The following is a 14,781-nucleotide window of genomic DNA, read 5'->3' on the forward strand; positions in this document are numbered from 1 at the left end:
CAATGCAAGCGCTTCCCGCTCCCACTTTCGACGACGTACTCGACGCCGCTGCGCGTCTCGAAGGCGTCGCTCATCGCACCCCCGTTCTAACCTCGAGCACGTTCAACGAGCGCACGGGCGCGTCGGTGTTCTTCAAGTGCGAAAATTTTCAGCGCATGGGAGCTTTCAAGTTTCGCGGCGCCTACAACGCGATTTCGCATTTCGACGCGGAGCAACGTAAAGCGGGTGTGTTGACGTACTCGTCGGGCAATCACGCGCAAGCAATCGCGCTATCGGCGCGTCTTGCCGGGATTCACGCCACGATCATCATGCCGCACGACGCGCCCGCCGCCAAAGTCGCGGCGACCAAGGGCTATGGCGGCGAAGTGATCAGCTACGACCGCTACACCGAGAATCGCGAAGAGATCGGCCGGCGGCTCGCCGAAGAGCGTGGCATGACGCTGATTCCGCCGTACGACCATCCGCATGTGATCGCGGGGCAGGGCACGGCGGTGAAGGAGTTGATCGACGAAACCGGCCCGCTCGACATGCTCTTCGTTTGTCTCGGCGGCGGTGGATTGATCGGCGGCAGCGCACTGGCGGCGGCGGCGTTGAGCCCGGCGTGCACCGTCATCGGTATTGAACCCGAAGCGGGCAACGACGGCCAGCAATCGCTCGCACGCGGCGAGATCGTGCATATCGACACGCCGCGCACGATTGCCGACGGCGCTGCTTCCACGCATCTCGGCGACTACACGTTTGCCATCATCCGGAAGCTGGTCGCGCAGATTGAAACGGTCAGCGACGAGCAGTTGATCGAGACCATGCGTTTCTTCGCGCAGCGCATGAAGATCGTGGTCGAGCCGACGGGTTGTCTCGCCGCGGCTGCCGTGCTCAATGGCATCGTGCCGGTGAAGGGCAAGCGCGTGGGTGTGGTGGTGAGCGGCGGCAACGTCGATCTGGCGAAGCTGGCGCAGTATCTCGCCTGATACGCTGCTTGATCGTTATTGCGCCGAGCTGCGCACGTTGAAATTGAGGGAAGACGGCTCGCCAAGGCGAGCCGTTTTTTCTAGCTTGCCACCTGTGCGGTCTGCACGATCAGATCGCGATATCCGTTCACGATCACGCTATATGAGAAGTAGGCGAACAGCAGCGCCGACAACACATGGCACGCACGCAGCAAACCGGTGCCGGCGCGTTTGCGTCCATGGCTACCGAGTCCGCAGATAAAGATCGTCCAGCACAAGCCACCCAGGAAGAAGCCGCCGAGAAATACCGGTGCAGTGGTCGCGCTGGTGGCGCCGGCTTTCGCAATCAACGCACCGCCGACTGCGGCGAACCATAGAATCGCTGACGGCGATGACATTGCCAGCAACGCGCCGCGCAAGAAACCGCGCCACGGGGAAAGATGCGATGCGTTGGCATCCGCTTCGCCGGCAACTGCAGGCGCCGTCGCCGGGAACAGCGCTTCACGCGCCATCTTCCATGTGAGAAACAGCAGGACCGCCGCGCCGCCGATCCACACCACCCAGCGTACCGATTCGAACTGCAGCAGCGCAGCCATTCCCGCGAGCGCGAGCGCCGCGTAAACGAGATCGCCGAAACAGGAACCCAAGCCCAGCCAGAAGCCCGGTTTGAAGCCGTGCGACAGCGTCAGCGAAATCATCGCGACGTTGACGAGACCGATATCCAGACATAACGACAACGACAGAAAGAAACCATCCGACATCATTGAAAAGGCATGCATCCGCGCAACTGCTCCATCAGTTTTGTTATTCAGACTTGTTCAAGCGGGAGCGATCCGGCTGGTGAACGGATCGCTTCGATGCCGACAGAATCCCGACATTCAGCGATGTGACCGGTGAGACTCAGGGCCTGTTTTTACAGTCCCAACTCATCCCACAAGGTGTCGATGCGTTTTTTGACCGCGCCGTCCATCTCGATCGGACGGCCCCATTCGCGATCGGTTTCGCCGGGCCATTTGTTGGTCGCGTCGAGTCCCATCTTCGATCCCAGACCCGCCACCGGCGAGGCAAAATCCAGGTAGTCGATCGGCGTGCGATCGACCAGTACGGTGTCTCGGGCGGGATCGATACGCGTGGTGATCGCCCAGATCACTTCCTTCCAGTCGCGGATATTCACGTCTTCGTCGACCACGACGATGAATTTCGTATACATGAATTGCCGCAGGAAACTCCACACGCCGAACATCACGCGCTTGGCGTGACCCGGATAGCTCTTCTTCATCTGCACGATCGCCATCCGGTAGCTGCATCCTTCGGGCGGCAGATAGAAATCGGTGATCTCGGTGAACTGCTTCTGCAACAGCGGCACGAACACTTCGTTGAGCGCGACGCCGAGCACGGCGGGCTCATCGGGCGGTTTGCCGGTGTAGGTGGAGTGATAGATCGCGTCGCGCCGCATGGTGATGCGCTCGACCGTGAAGACGGGAAACCACTCCTGCTCGTTGTAGTAGCCGGTGTGGTCGCCGTAGGGTCCTTCCAGCGCATGTTCGTAAGCGGCGGACGCGCCCTTGGCCGGACGCGGCGGCGCGCCTGCGGGAGCAGGTGAGGGCGTGCCTTCCTGCGGATAGATGAAGCCTTCCAGGACGATTTCCGCGCGCGCGGGCACCTGCAAACCGTCGACGCCCGGCGTGATGCACTTCGCGAGTTCGGTGCGGCCGCCGCGCAGCAGCCCGGCGAACTGGTATTCGGAGAGCGTGTCGGGCACCGGCGTCACCGCACCGAGGATGGTCGCCGGGTCGGCGCCCAGCACCACGGCTACGGGATACGGCTTGCCCGGATTCTGCAGCGCGAACTCGCGGAAATCGAGTGCGCCGCCGCGATGCGCGAGCCAGCGCATGATGAGTTTGTTACGCCCGATCAGTTGCTGGCGATATATGCCTAGATTTTGTCGGCTCTTATTCGGGCCTTTTGTGACGGTCAGGCCCCATGTGATCAGCGGCCCTGCATCGCCCGGCCAGCAGGTTTGAATTGGCAGCTTTCCGAGGTCGACGTCGTTGCCTTCCCAGACGATTTCCTGGCAGGGCGGCGCGCTCACTGTTTTGGGCGCCATGTCCCACACCGCCTTCGCGAGCGAGAACAGTTTGCCAGCGTCCTTGAGGCCCTTCGGTGGCTCCGGTTCCTTCAATGCGGAGAGCAGACGGCCGACGTCGCGCAGCGACTCCAGCGCGGCGCCATCGCCTTCACCTGCTTGCGCGTCGATACCCATGCCGAGCGCGACGCGGCGCGGCGTGCCGAACAGGTTGCCGAGCACCGGAAACGCATGCTGCTGCTGGCTCTCAAACAATATCGCGGGACCGCCGGCGCGGAGGACGCGGTCGCACAGTTCGGTCATTTCCAGGACGGGCGAGACGTTTTGCGAGATGCGGCGCAGTTCACCGATCGTTTCGAGACGGCCGACGAAATCGCGCAGGTCTTTGTATTTCATCTGGTGCGGTAGAGAGCCGCGCAAGCGGCAAAAAGGTAGGGCACGGCAGGGCTTCGCGGTGCCAGAACGATTGTCGATTTTACCTGTGTTGGCAGTCGCACGTAGATTGGCCAAACGGCCTGCTTCGGGAGGACTAATTGAGATAGCTCAAGAAGCGCGCACCGCGCGGTTCTTAACGGACTGAACACTGTTCATTATTACAATTAGTTATACATTTGCCTATCTATAGTGTTGACGATCTATAAAACCCTGCATAAAATCCGTCCACATTGGTTGCAGGGCGTGAACGTTTTTACCGCCGCCCCGGTCCCTTCAGACGCAACGCGTCACCGCTTACCGACCCCCTGCACGGTATTTGACGGTCTTACTGAAGTCCTCGCCAGCGCCTGTTGACGCTGGTTTTTCGCGTGGGAGCCTCCGCCCGCATGTTTTTTGGCATGCCGCGGGCCTCTTTTCAAGATGGCTCCCCACAAACGGTATTTGCCGTTTTCCCGACGTCGCTGCTGCCCTAACCAGACAGAGCGCGCGATGTCTTGACTCTGCGAATGTGTGTTACCGCCTGTTCGACTGGCGGAGTTCGCGGATCATGCAACATGGGAGATCTGAATGAACGCCTGGTTATCGTGGCGTCCCGATGAACGTATTGCGCAAGTTGTGCGTGGTGCGTTGCGTCGCGGCACGCGAATGAGTCATCACCTGTTCAGCATTGTCGGCGGAATCGCCGTCGTGCTGGCCGTTACGCTGTGGCTGATGCCAGCTTTGCGCGGCACCCTTGCCGCCAAGCTGATGCCGGTCATTTCCGCCGCTGTGCAAGCCGGTCCCGCCCGTCTGCTGCAGGGCCACCCGCTGCCGGCTTTCGGGCCCCCTGGTGCGTCCTCTGACGACTCGCTGGCCGCGAATTCGACAAGTAGCGACACCGCGAGCGGTGCGAACAACGGCAACAATGGCAACAACGGCGTCACCGCCAGCAATACCAGCTATGACGGCGCCTTCGACGGCACCGGCACGTCCGGTATGGGCGTGGCCGCACTGAACGGCCTCGACCCGCGCACCATGCAGAGCGTCTCCGCGCTGGCACGGCTGATCCCGGCGCAGCGCGTCTCGGCCGATGCACGCGACGATCGCGTGCTGGTTTCGACCCGCGAGCAGGATCTGGTTTCGTCTTACCTGGCGCGGCGCTATCGCGTTGCTCAGGAGCCCGTTAGCGAGCTCGTGAAGGCAGCGTTCGACACCGGCCGCGAAGTCGGTCTCGACCCGCTTCTCCTGCTGTCCGTGATGGCAATCGAATCGGGCTTCAACCCGTACGCCGAGAGCGGCGTGGGCGCGCAGGGCCTGATGCAGGTGATGTCCAAGGTTCACTCGGACAAGTTCCAGTATTTCGGCGGCCAGAGCGCGGCGCTTGAACCGGTCGCGAACATCAAGGTGGGCGCGCTGGTGCTGAAGGATTGCATCGCACGCGGCGGTTCCCTGCCGGGCGGTCTGCGTCTCTACGTCGGCTCGACCTCGCAGGACGACGGCGGCTACGGTGCCAAGGTAATGGCCGAGCGTGGCCGTCTGCGTGATGTGGCGCGTGGCCGTAAGGTGCCGATCAACGCACCGCAGGCTCCGGTTCTGACGGCGTCGAATACGACGACGGCTGTAGCGGCACCGACCAACGGCAAGCGCGTACAGATGACGCTCGATGCCGGTCATCCGCTGAGCGCCGCGGCAGCGCCGGTGAAGACGCCGGTGTCCGAGCAGGACGATGCCAGTTCCAATGCGACCAAGCATGTGGCATCGGCTTCGGAGTTGGGCGCTTGAGGTTGATGTAATCCGGTTCGCCCGGCACGCGAGAGCGGCCGATACAAAAAAGGACACCCGAAGGTGTCCTTTTTCTTTTGTGGCTTGCGTTTGTACTCTGATGCCTCTATCCAGTCAGTGCCGTCCGAAGAGCTTCGCCAGCCGCTCGACCGCTTCTTCCAGCTTCGGCAGGGCAGTGGCATACGAGAGCCGGATGTAGTCCTTCGGCGCGTACGTACCGAAGTCCATGCCGGGCACCAGCACCACTCCAGCGTCGTGCAGCATCGCCTTCGTGAGCGCCGCGCTATCTCCGGCCGCCGGATGCGCGACCGTGCGGCAATCGGCGTATACATAGAACGCGCCGTCCGGCATCACCGGCACAGAGAAGCCCAGCGATTCGAGCGCCGGCGCAATGAAGTCGCGGCGGCGCTTGAATTCGAGGCGGCGCGCTTCGTAGATGGCGATCGTGTCTGGTTCGAAGCAGGCCAGCGCCGCATGCTGCGCGAGCGCCGACGCGCAGATGAACAGGTTCTGCGCGAGCTTTTCGAACGCGCCGACCATGCCGGGCGGCACCACCAGCCAGCCCAAACGCCAGCCGGTCATGTTGAAGTACTTCGAAAAGCTGTTGACGGTGATGACGTCTTCACCGAACGAGAGCGCCGAGACGGGCTTCGCGTCGTAGCTCAGGCCCTGGTAGATCTCGTCGACGATCGTAAAGCCGCCACGCACCCGCACGGCCTTAACGATGCGTTCGAGTTCAGCCGGTTCGATCGACGTGCCCGTCGGGTTAGACGGCGACGCCAGCAGCACGCCGCGGGTGTGTTCGTTCCACAGGCGTTCGACGTCGGCAGCGGTCAGCTGGAAGCGTTCGGCCGGCCCGCTCGGCACCATCACCGGCTTGCCTTCCGCAGCTATCACGAAGTGGCGGTTGCACGGGTAGCATGGGTCGGGCATCAGCACTTCATCGTCGCGATCGACCAGCGCCGCGCAAGCCAGCAGCAGCGCGGCAGACGCGCCGGCGGTGACAACGATCCGCGAAGGATCGACGCTCACGCCGTAGAACTCGGCATAATGCGCCGAGATCGCCTCGCGCAGCGCGTGCAGGCCAAGTGCGTTCGTGTATTGCGTAACGCCGCGGCGCAGGGCGCTCGCGGCCGCTTCGATGACCGGCTCGGGTGCGGTGAAATCGGGTTCGCCGATTCCCATGTGGATGATGTCGCGCCCTTCGCGCTCGAGTAGCGCAGCTTCCTTGGCCAGTTCCATCACATAGAAAGGCTGGATGGCGTCAACGCGGGCAGCAAGCCGCACCAAGGGTTCGGTCACGGAGTTCATACGATCAAATCCAGTTCAGAAGCAACAGCGGGACGGCGCATGGCGCGCTCGCCCCGCCTCAAGCTCAATGCTTGCGGGCTGCCTGCGTTTCGGCAGCGCGCAATTGCGCTGACAGCTTGTCCAGCACGCCGTTCACGTACTTATAGCCGTCCGCGCCGCCAAACGTCTTGGCGAGTTCGACGGCTTCATTGATGACCACGCGATAGGGGATATCGAGGTGATTCTTCAACTCGAAAGCGGCGACCAGCAGCACGGCGCGTTCGACCGGCGAAAGCTGATCGATCGGGCGGTCGAGGCACGGTGCGATATCGGCGGAGAGCGCTTCCGAATCGCGGATCACGCCGTGCAGGATGGCGTCCAGATGTTCGTGGTCGGCCTTGTCGAAGCCCTGCGCGCCGCGCAGTTGCGCGTCGATTTCGCCGCCGGGCGAACCCGACAGCAGCCACTGGTAAAGCCCCTGCGTGGCCAGTTCGCGGGAGCGTCGGCGTGCGCTCTTCATGCCTCTTCCTCTTCTTCGTCTTCTTCCTCGTCGTCACCGCCGAGCTGTTCGAGCGCGACCGAAAGGTTCGCCATTTCGACGGCCACGCGCGCTGCGTCACGACCCTTCTCGGTCATGCGCGCGACGGCTTGTTCGTCGTTTTCGGTGGTCAGCACGGCGTTCGCAACCGGAATGCCGAAGTCGAGGCCGATGCGGGTGATGCCCGCGCCGCTTTCGTTCGACACCAGTTCGAAGTGGTACGTCTCGCCGCGAATCACCGCGCCCAGCGCGATCAGTGCGTCGAATTGCGCGCTTTCGGCGAGCTTTTGCAGCGCCAGCGGGATTTCCAGTGCGCCCGGCACGGTGACCAGCAGCACGTCTTCGCCGGTCACGCCGAGGCGTTCGAGTTCTTCGATGCACGAATCCGCGAGACCGTTGCAGACGGGTTCGTTAAAACGCGCCTGGACGATGCCGATACGCAGTCCGTCGCCGTCGAGATTCGGTTGGTATTGTCCGATTTCCATGTGAATTCCGTAGTGTTTTGAGTTGGCGCTTAAGCGCGTGAATGGTCGGATCAGCCTTGTTGCGGAGCCTGTGCGGTGCTGCCCGGCATCGGCACGAAGCCGGTGACTTCCAGGCCGTACCCCGACATGCTGCCCAGCTTGCGCGGGTTCGACAGCACCTGCATCTTGCCGACACCCAGCTCACGCAGGATCTGCGCGCCGATGCCGTACGTCTTGAAGTCGACCGGCCGGCGTTTGAGCGCCTCGGCTTTTTCCTTCGAATCGAACGCCTTGAACACGTCGACCAGATGCTCCTTCGAATCGCCGCAGTTCAGGAGCACGATCACACCGAGGTCGCGCTCGGCGATCTCTTTCATCGCCGCATCCAGCGTCCATGAGTGCGTTGATTTGCCGACTTCGAGCAGATCCAGCATGGACAGCGGCTCGTGCACGCGCACCAGCGTTTCCTGCTCCGGGTTCGGCGTGCCGCGCACCAGCGCGATATGCGGCTGGCCACTCGGCTGGTCGAGATACATCACCGCGCGAAACGCGCCGTGCGCGGTTTGCATGGTGCGTTCGCAAATGCGCTCGACGATCGATTCCGTGCGGCTGCGGTAGTGAATCAGATCCGCGATCGTGCCGATCTTCAGATCGTGCTCTTTGGCGAATTCCATCAGGTCCGGCAGGCGCGCCATCGTGCCGTCGTCTTTAATGACTTCGCAGATCACCGCGGCCGGCGTGAGGCCTGCCAGCGCGGTGAAGTCGCAGCCGGCCTCGGTATGGCCGGCGCGCACCAGCACGCCGCCGGGCTGCGCCATGATCGGGAACACGTGTCCCGGCTGCACGATGTGCTCGGCCTTGGTGTCCGGTGCGACCGCCACGGCGATCGTGCGGGCACGGTCGGCCGCCGAGATGCCCGTGGTCACGCCTTCGGCTGCTTCGATACTGACGGTGAACGCCGTGCCGTACTGCGTGCCGTTGCGATAGGTCATGAGCGGCAGGTTCAGCAGCTTGCAGCGTTCCTGCGTGAGCGTCAGACAAATCAGGCCGCGGCCGTAGCGGGCCATGAAGTTGATCGCTTCCGGCGTGACGAATTCGGCGGCGATCACGAGGTCGCCCTCGTTTTCGCGGTCTTCTTCGTCGACGAGGATCACCATCCGGCCTGCTTTCAGTTCGGCAATGATCTCTTGAGTGGAGGCGAGCGTCATGTTGGCGGAGTTTTTCGAAGAAAGCGCGTATTTTACGCCACGCGCGCCCCCACGTCGCCTGGGCCGGATGGCATAGGCCGTTTGGCGAGGCACTTACGGCTGTCTGGCGGCGGTTTGACAGGGCGGCGTTGCTATAATTCGCCGCGCCCGCGAAGGCCGCCTCCAGAAAACAACTTCCCCGCTAAACCCGTTCGAGAAAGATCATGCCGCACTATCGCTCACGCACATCGACTCATGGCCGCAACATGGCCGGCGCCCGCGCCCTGTGGCGCGCTACCGGAATGAAAGACGACGATTTCGGCAAGCCGATCATCGCGGTGGTGAACTCGTTCACCCAGTTCGTGCCGGGCCATGTGCATCTGCGCGACCTGGGCGCGCTGGTCGCGAAGGAAATCGAAGCGGCCGGTGGTGTGGCCAAGGAGTTCAACACCATCGCGGTGGACGACGGCATTGCCATGGGCCACGGCGGCATGCTGTATTCGCTGCCTTCGCGCGAGCTGATCGCCGACTCGGTGGAATACATGGTCAATGCGCACTGCGCCGACGCCATGGTCTGCATCTCCAATTGCGACAAGATCACCCCGGGCATGCTGATGGCCGCCATGCGCCTGAACATTCCGGTTGTGTTCGTGTCCGGCGGTCCGATGGAAGCGGGCAAGGTCAAATCGCCCACGGACGGCCAGGTGATCGCCAAGATCGACCTGATCGACGCGATGATCAAGGCGGCGGACCCCAAGATCAGCGACGCTGAAGTGGCCGAAGTCGAGCGCAGCGCCTGTCCGACGTGCGGTTCCTGCTCGGGCATGTTCACCGCGAACTCGATGAATTGCCTGACCGAGGCGATTGGTCTCGCGTTGCCGGGCAACGGCACGATCGTCGCCACGCATGCATGGCGTAAGGGCCTGTTCGAACAGGCCGGCCGCCTCGTGGTGGACCTGTGCCGCCGCTACTATCAGGAAGAAGACGCGTCGGTCCTGCCGCGCAGCATCGCCACCAAGCAGGCATTCGAGAACGCCATGGCGCTCGACGTGGCCATGGGCGGTTCGACCAATACCGTGCTGCACCTGCTGGCTGCCGCGCAGGAAGCCGGCGTCGATTTCACGATGTCCGACATCGACCGCATCTCGCGCAAAGTGCCGTGCCTGTGCAAAGCGGCGCCCGCCACCGACAAATACCATATCGAAGACGTGCACCGTGCCGGCGGCATCCTCGGCATTCTCGGCGAGCTGGCCCGCGCGGATCTGCTGGACCTGTCGTGCGGCAACGTGCATAGCGGCACGCTGGGCAATGCCATCGCCAAATGGGACGTCGCCGGTGGTGCGGGTGAAGAAGCGCAGAAGTTCTTCCGTGCGGCTCCGGGCGGCATTCCGACTACCGTCGCGTTCAGCCAGGAAGCCACGTTCGCGTCGCTGGATACCGACCGCAAGACCGGCTGTATCCGCAGCAAGCAGGACGCGTATTCGAAAGACGGCGGCCTCGCCGTGCTCTACGGCAACCTCGCGGAGAAGGGCTGCATCGTCAAGACCGCGGGTGTCGACGAATCGCAATGGATCTTCTCCGGGCGCGCGCGCGTCTTCGAGAGCCAGGACGACGCTGTCGACGCCATTCTGGGCGACAAGGTCGTAGCGGGTGACGTGGTCGTGATCCGTTACGAAGGTCCCAAGGGCGGTCCGGGCATGCAGGAAATGCTGTACCCCACGTCGTATCTGAAGTCCAAGGGTCTGGGCAAGACCTGTGCGCTGTTCACCGACGGCCGTTTCTCCGGCGGTTCGTCAGGGCTCGTGATCGGGCACGCGTCGCCGGAAGCAGCCGAAGGCGGCACGATCGGTCTGGTGGAAGATGGCGATGTGATCGAGATCGACATTCCCAAGCGCAAGATGCATCTGGTGGTGTCAGACGACGAATTGGCGCGCCGTCGCGAGGCCATGGAGGCTCGTGGTGATAAGGCGTGGATGCCGGTGGATCGTGAACGTGTGGTGTCGCAGGCGTTGCAGGCCTATGCGGCGCTGGCGACTTCCGCGGACCGTGGCGCGGTGCGGGATCTCTCGCAATTGAAGCGCAAGTAAGGCGTAGTTGACGCTTGGCTGACCGGCTCGCTGAGATAGGAGCCGTGAGGCTGGGCGGCGTCCGCAACGGACGCCGCCCGTCAATCCGATTACTTCAAAGGCTGCTGTCCGTCCTGCGATGCCGACAGCATCCGCTCCACATACCGCGCGATCAGATCGATCTCCAGATTCACCTGCGAACCCTCGCGCAGATTCTTCAGCGACGTCACCTGCACCGTGTGAGGAATCAGGTTGATCGAGAATTCGCAGCCGTCGTCGCGGTCCTGAACCGAGTTGACCGTCAGGCTCACGCCGTTGACTGTGATCGAGCCTTTGTAAGCCAGATAGCGGCCGATCTCGCGCGGAGCGAGCACGCGCAATTCATGCGATTCGCCGACCGGCGCGAAACGCGTGACCGTGCCGAGACCGTCCACATGGCCGGAGACGATATGGCCGCCGAGCCGGTCGTGTGCACGGAGCGCCTTCTCGAGATTGACTTCGCCCGGCTCGCCGAGACCGACGGTGCAATTCAGGCTTTCGCGCGACACGTCCACTTCGAATGAATGCGCGGCTTTTTCCACCACCGTCATGCAGGCGCCCTGGATCGTGATGCTGTCGCCGAGCTGCACGTCTTCGAGATCGAGGCCGCCGGCTTCGACGTTCAGGCGCACACCCGCGTCGCCATCCGTGCCGAGGGGTTTGACTGATTCGATGCGGCCCACCGCCGCGACGATTCCTGTAAACATCGTGCTAATCCTTGATCAATTCGAAGTTGGTTGGGGTGCGGGCTCGGTGCCGGTTTCGGGTGCCGGATCCGGCACGGCGCGGGGCACGAAGCGAGCAAGAATCCGCAGATCGTCGCCGATCCGGTCGACTGCGTGGAAGTTCAGTTGCGTGCGGCCGTCGAGCGTTTCGGGCGCGTTCAGATTGAACATGCTCATCGAGTCTACGCCAAGCAGGCTGGGCGCGAGATAGACCAGCAGTTCGTCGACGCAGCCTTCGCGCAGCAGTGAACCGTTGAGCTTGTAGCCCGCTTCGACGTGCAGTTCGTTGACGTTACGCTCGCCGAGTATTTTCAGCATGGCGGGCAAATCGACCTTGCCGGACGCGTTCGCCAGTTGCACGATCTCCGCGCCGCGATCGCGCAGTGCGGCGGCTCGCTCGGTGTGACGCTCGTCGAGATTGCCGCAGAAAATCAGCGTGGGTGCGCCGGCCAGAATCTGCGCGTCAGGCGGCACGTCGAGCTGGCTGTCGATCAGCACGCGTTGCGGCTGGCGCGGCGTGTCGACGGCACGCACGGTCATGCGCGGATCGTCTTCCCTGACGGTGCCGATGCCCGTCAGAATCGCCGACGCACGGGCGCGCCACGCATGACCGTCGGCGCGTGCCGCTTCGCCGGTAATCCATTGACTGACGCCCGACGGCAAGCCGGTGCGGCCATCCAGCGACGCGGCCACTTTCATGCGCACCCATGGGCGGCCGCGCGTCATGCGCGACACGAAGCCGATGTTCAGTTCGTGCGCTTCGTTGGCGAGCAGTCCGCAACGTACTTCAATGCCGGCGTCGCGCAGCATTTTGAGGCCACGCCCGGAGACTTGCGGATTCGGGTCTTCCATCGCCGCGACCACGCGCTCGACCTGCGCCTCGATCAGCGCGTTGGCGCACGGCGGTGTGCGGCCGAAATGGCTGCATGGTTCGAGCGTCACGTAGGCCGTGGCGCCGCGCAGATCATGGCCGCGCGAGCGCGCGTCCTTCAACGCGCGAACCTCGGCATGATCCTGACCGGCCGGTTGCGTGAAGCCTTCGCCGATCACCTCGCCGTTCTTGACGAGCACGCAACCGACGCGCGGATTCGGGTCGGTCGTGTACATGCCGCGCTTGGCTAGCGCGAGCGCGCGTTCCATATGGACGAAGTCGGTTTGCGAAAACATCGGTGTCCGGTCGGGTACGGTGGCTAGGCAGTATTGAACCTGGGGTCAGGGGTTGCGTGTCTTACCGGCTTCAGGCCGCGAGCGAGGCGAACGCGCCGCGCGCCGCGTCGATTGTCGCGTCGATAATCGCGTCGTCGTGCACGATCGACACGAAGCCCGCTTCATAGGCCGACGGCGCGAAGTACACGCCTGCGTCGAGCATCTTGTGGAAGAACGCATTGAAGCGCGGCACGTCGCTCTTTGTGACTTCGGCAAAGCTGGTCGGGACCGACTCGGTGAAGTAGAGGCCGAACATGCCGCCGAGCGAATCGGCCGCGAACGGCACCTTCGCTTCACGCGCGACATTGGCGAGACCTTGCGCAAGACGCGTGGTGCGGGCGGTGAGCGTGTCGTAGAAGCCGGGCGCCTGGATCAGTTGCAGCGTCTTCAGACCTGCGGCGACCGCGATCGGATTGCCCGACAACGTGCCCGCCTGGTAGACGCCGCCGAGCGGCGCGAGGTGAGCCATGATGTCGCGCCGGCCGCCGAAGGCCGCCGCCGGCATGCCGCCGCCGATCACCTTGCCCAGACACGTCAGGTCCGGCGTGATGCCGTAGACCTCTTGCGCGCCGCCCAGGGCGACGCGGAAACCGCACATCACTTCGTCGAAAATCAGCACCGAGCCGTACTCGGTGCACAGGCGCCGCAAGGCTTGCAGGAATTCAGGCGTGGCGCGCACGAGGTTCATGTTGCCCGCCACCGGCTCGACGATCACAGAGGCGATCTCGTTGCCGAACGCCTTGAACGCTTCTTCGAGTTCCGCGACGTTGTTGTACTCGAGCACTGTGGTGTGCTTGGCGATATCGGCTGGTACGCCCGCCGAAGTCGGATTGCCGAACGTGAGCAGGCCCGAGCCGGCTTTGACCAGCAGGCTATCCGCGTGACCGTGATAGCAGCCTTCGAACTTGACGATGCGGCTGCGATTCGTGAAGCCGCGCGCGAGACGCAGTGCGCTCATGGTCGCTTCGGTGCCGCTCGAGACCATGCGAACCTGTTCGATCGACGGGACCAGTTTGCAGATTTCTTCGGCGATTTCGATTTCGGATTCTGTCGGCGCGCCGAACGAGAAGCCGTTAGCCAGCACGCGCTGAACGGCTTCCAGCACTTCGGGATGGACGTGGCCGAGGATCATCGGGCCCCATGAGCCGATGTAATCGATATAGCGTTGGCCGTCCGCGTCCCAGAAGTACGCTCCTTCGGCGCGTTCGATGAAGCGTGGCGTGCCGCCTACCGAACGGAAGGCGCGGACCGGCGAGTTCACGCCGCCGGGGATGGTGCGCTGCGCGCGTTCGAAGAGGGTCTGATTATTGGACATGACGATGGCTGGAATTTGGGTTGCGCAGCGGCGCGGATAGCCCGGAAGCGGCTGGCGCAGCGCTGGGATGAGTACAGAAATTGTACCGGAGTCAGCGTGAAGAGGTTTTGGGTATGCCCATGCCGGCGGATGTGTCGAGCTTTGGCGGCTTGCGCTTGCCTGTGAGTTCGGCCCAGCGCTTCTCCAGCGCGCCTTCCGCCATTGGCTTGATCACGGTGCCTGAACTCTGCGCGTCCCATGTCTGCACCGAAAACGGATGCGTACGCAACATCTCGCGTGGAATCACGACACCCTCGTGTGCGTCGACCACCCAGTCGTAGACGAAGTCGATGCACAACCGGTAGCCGCGCTTCGTCGCCGGGTCGGGGACCTCGTACGGCGCGCGCGTTACGTAGCCCGAGCCGAAAATGCCCTTGGGTTCCTGCGCGACACGGTGCAGGAACACGCGGTCGCCCGGCAGGATGCTGCGGGCAAATCCGCAACCCCACACATCAGCCACCGCTACGCCTGCGGCGACACGTTTCGCCACGCCGGGTAACTCGGGCCACGGCCATTTCTTGGGGCTCCAGATCAACAGGAAGGCAGTCATGACAAGGTCGGAACAGGGCAGTGTGGAAGGCGTAGCGGACAGGTTTGTGTCACGCCCCGAAGCGTTCTGGCGGCAGCTTAACCGATCGACGGCGCGCTTGTCGCGGAGCATGAACGGCCCGTGATCATTCGAA

Annotated in this window: 13 protein-coding genes; 3 read left to right on the plus strand and 10 right to left on the minus strand. The window is 63.3% G+C overall.

The features are described from left to right. Positions 1-2: 2 nt before the first annotated feature. A complete protein-coding gene (locus KHO30_RS20675) occupies positions 3-968 on the plus strand; it encodes a threo-3-hydroxy-L-aspartate ammonia-lyase (RefSeq protein ID WP_211702077.1) in 966 nt (321 codons plus the stop codon). Between the two features lie 80 nt (positions 969-1,048). Here the strand turns inward: KHO30_RS20675 and KHO30_RS20680 are convergent, their stop codons facing one another. Then, complete coding sequence (locus KHO30_RS20680; protein ID WP_093639002.1) at positions 1,049-1,726, minus strand: LysE family translocator; 678 nt, start codon at positions 1,724-1,726, stop codon at positions 1,049-1,051. Positions 1,727-1,860: 134 nt separating this feature from the next. Then, positions 1,861-3,429, minus strand: coding sequence for a UbiD family decarboxylase (locus tag KHO30_RS20685; RefSeq protein WP_211702079.1), 1,569 nt, complete (start codon positions 3,427-3,429; stop codon positions 1,861-1,863). Between the two features lie 606 nt (positions 3,430-4,035). Between KHO30_RS20685 and KHO30_RS20690 the strand changes: the two genes are divergently transcribed. Next, positions 4,036-5,229, plus strand: a complete 1,194-nt coding sequence (locus KHO30_RS20690) for a lytic transglycosylase domain-containing protein (RefSeq protein WP_211702083.1) — start codon at positions 4,036-4,038, stop codon at positions 5,227-5,229. 114 nt (positions 5,230-5,343) lie between these two features. Here the strand turns inward: KHO30_RS20690 and KHO30_RS20695 are convergent, their stop codons facing one another. From KHO30_RS20695 to ribBA, 4 genes are all read right to left on the minus strand, one after another. Continuing rightward, positions 5,344-6,540 carry a pyridoxal phosphate-dependent aminotransferase gene (locus KHO30_RS20695; protein ID WP_211702084.1) on the minus strand — a complete coding sequence of 399 codons (1,197 nt, stop codon included), beginning with the start codon at positions 6,538-6,540 and terminating at the stop codon, positions 5,344-5,346. A 64-nt stretch (positions 6,541-6,604) separates the two neighbouring features. Then, a complete protein-coding gene (nusB, locus tag KHO30_RS20700; RefSeq protein ID WP_028197808.1) occupies positions 6,605-7,039 on the minus strand; it encodes a transcription antitermination factor NusB in 435 nt (144 codons plus the stop codon). Next, entirely contained in the window at positions 7,036-7,542 is a 507-nt protein-coding gene (ribH, locus tag KHO30_RS20705; protein ID WP_054037335.1) for a 6,7-dimethyl-8-ribityllumazine synthase, read from the minus strand. The genes nusB and ribH overlap by 4 nt, the downstream gene beginning before the upstream one ends. Positions 7,543-7,592: 50 nt before the next feature. Then, positions 7,593-8,729, minus strand: coding sequence for a bifunctional 3,4-dihydroxy-2-butanone-4-phosphate synthase/GTP cyclohydrolase II (gene ribBA / locus KHO30_RS20710; RefSeq protein WP_054037333.1), 1,137 nt, complete (start codon positions 8,727-8,729; stop codon positions 7,593-7,595). Positions 8,730-8,932: 203 nt separating this feature from the next. Here ribBA and ilvD point away from each other — a divergent pair, with 203 nt between their 5' ends. Then, positions 8,933-10,795: a dihydroxy-acid dehydratase gene (ilvD, locus tag KHO30_RS20715; RefSeq protein WP_093639014.1), complete on the plus strand. Its 1,863-nt coding sequence runs from the start codon at positions 8,933-8,935 to the stop codon at positions 10,793-10,795. An 89-nt stretch (positions 10,796-10,884) separates the two neighbouring features. Here ilvD and KHO30_RS20720 read toward each other — a convergent pair whose 3' ends face one another. The 4 genes from KHO30_RS20720 to KHO30_RS20735 form a co-directional block, all read right to left on the minus strand. Beyond that, positions 10,885-11,520 carry a riboflavin synthase gene (locus KHO30_RS20720; protein WP_054037332.1) on the minus strand — a complete coding sequence of 212 codons (636 nt, stop codon included), beginning with the start codon at positions 11,518-11,520 and terminating at the stop codon, positions 10,885-10,887. 15 nt (positions 11,521-11,535) lie between these two features. Continuing rightward, the gene (ribD, locus tag KHO30_RS20725) at positions 11,536-12,705 is read right to left on the minus strand and encodes a bifunctional diaminohydroxyphosphoribosylaminopyrimidine deaminase/5-amino-6-(5-phosphoribosylamino)uracil reductase RibD (protein ID WP_093639020.1); all 1,170 of its coding nucleotides are present in this window, start codon (positions 12,703-12,705) and stop codon (positions 11,536-11,538) included. Between the two features lie 70 nt (positions 12,706-12,775). Then, positions 12,776-14,059: a glutamate-1-semialdehyde 2,1-aminomutase gene (gene hemL / locus KHO30_RS20730; RefSeq protein WP_211702087.1), complete on the minus strand. Its 1,284-nt coding sequence runs from the start codon at positions 14,057-14,059 to the stop codon at positions 12,776-12,778. 91 nt (positions 14,060-14,150) lie between these two features. Continuing rightward, positions 14,151-14,648, minus strand: coding sequence for a hypothetical protein (locus tag KHO30_RS20735; protein WP_211702090.1), 498 nt, complete (start codon positions 14,646-14,648; stop codon positions 14,151-14,153). Positions 14,649-14,781: the final 133 nt, after the last annotated feature.

It is taken from the genome of Paraburkholderia aspalathi, assembly GCF_905220735.1.
GTDB classification, from domain to species: Bacteria; Pseudomonadota; Gammaproteobacteria; order Burkholderiales; family Burkholderiaceae; genus Paraburkholderia; species Paraburkholderia aspalathi.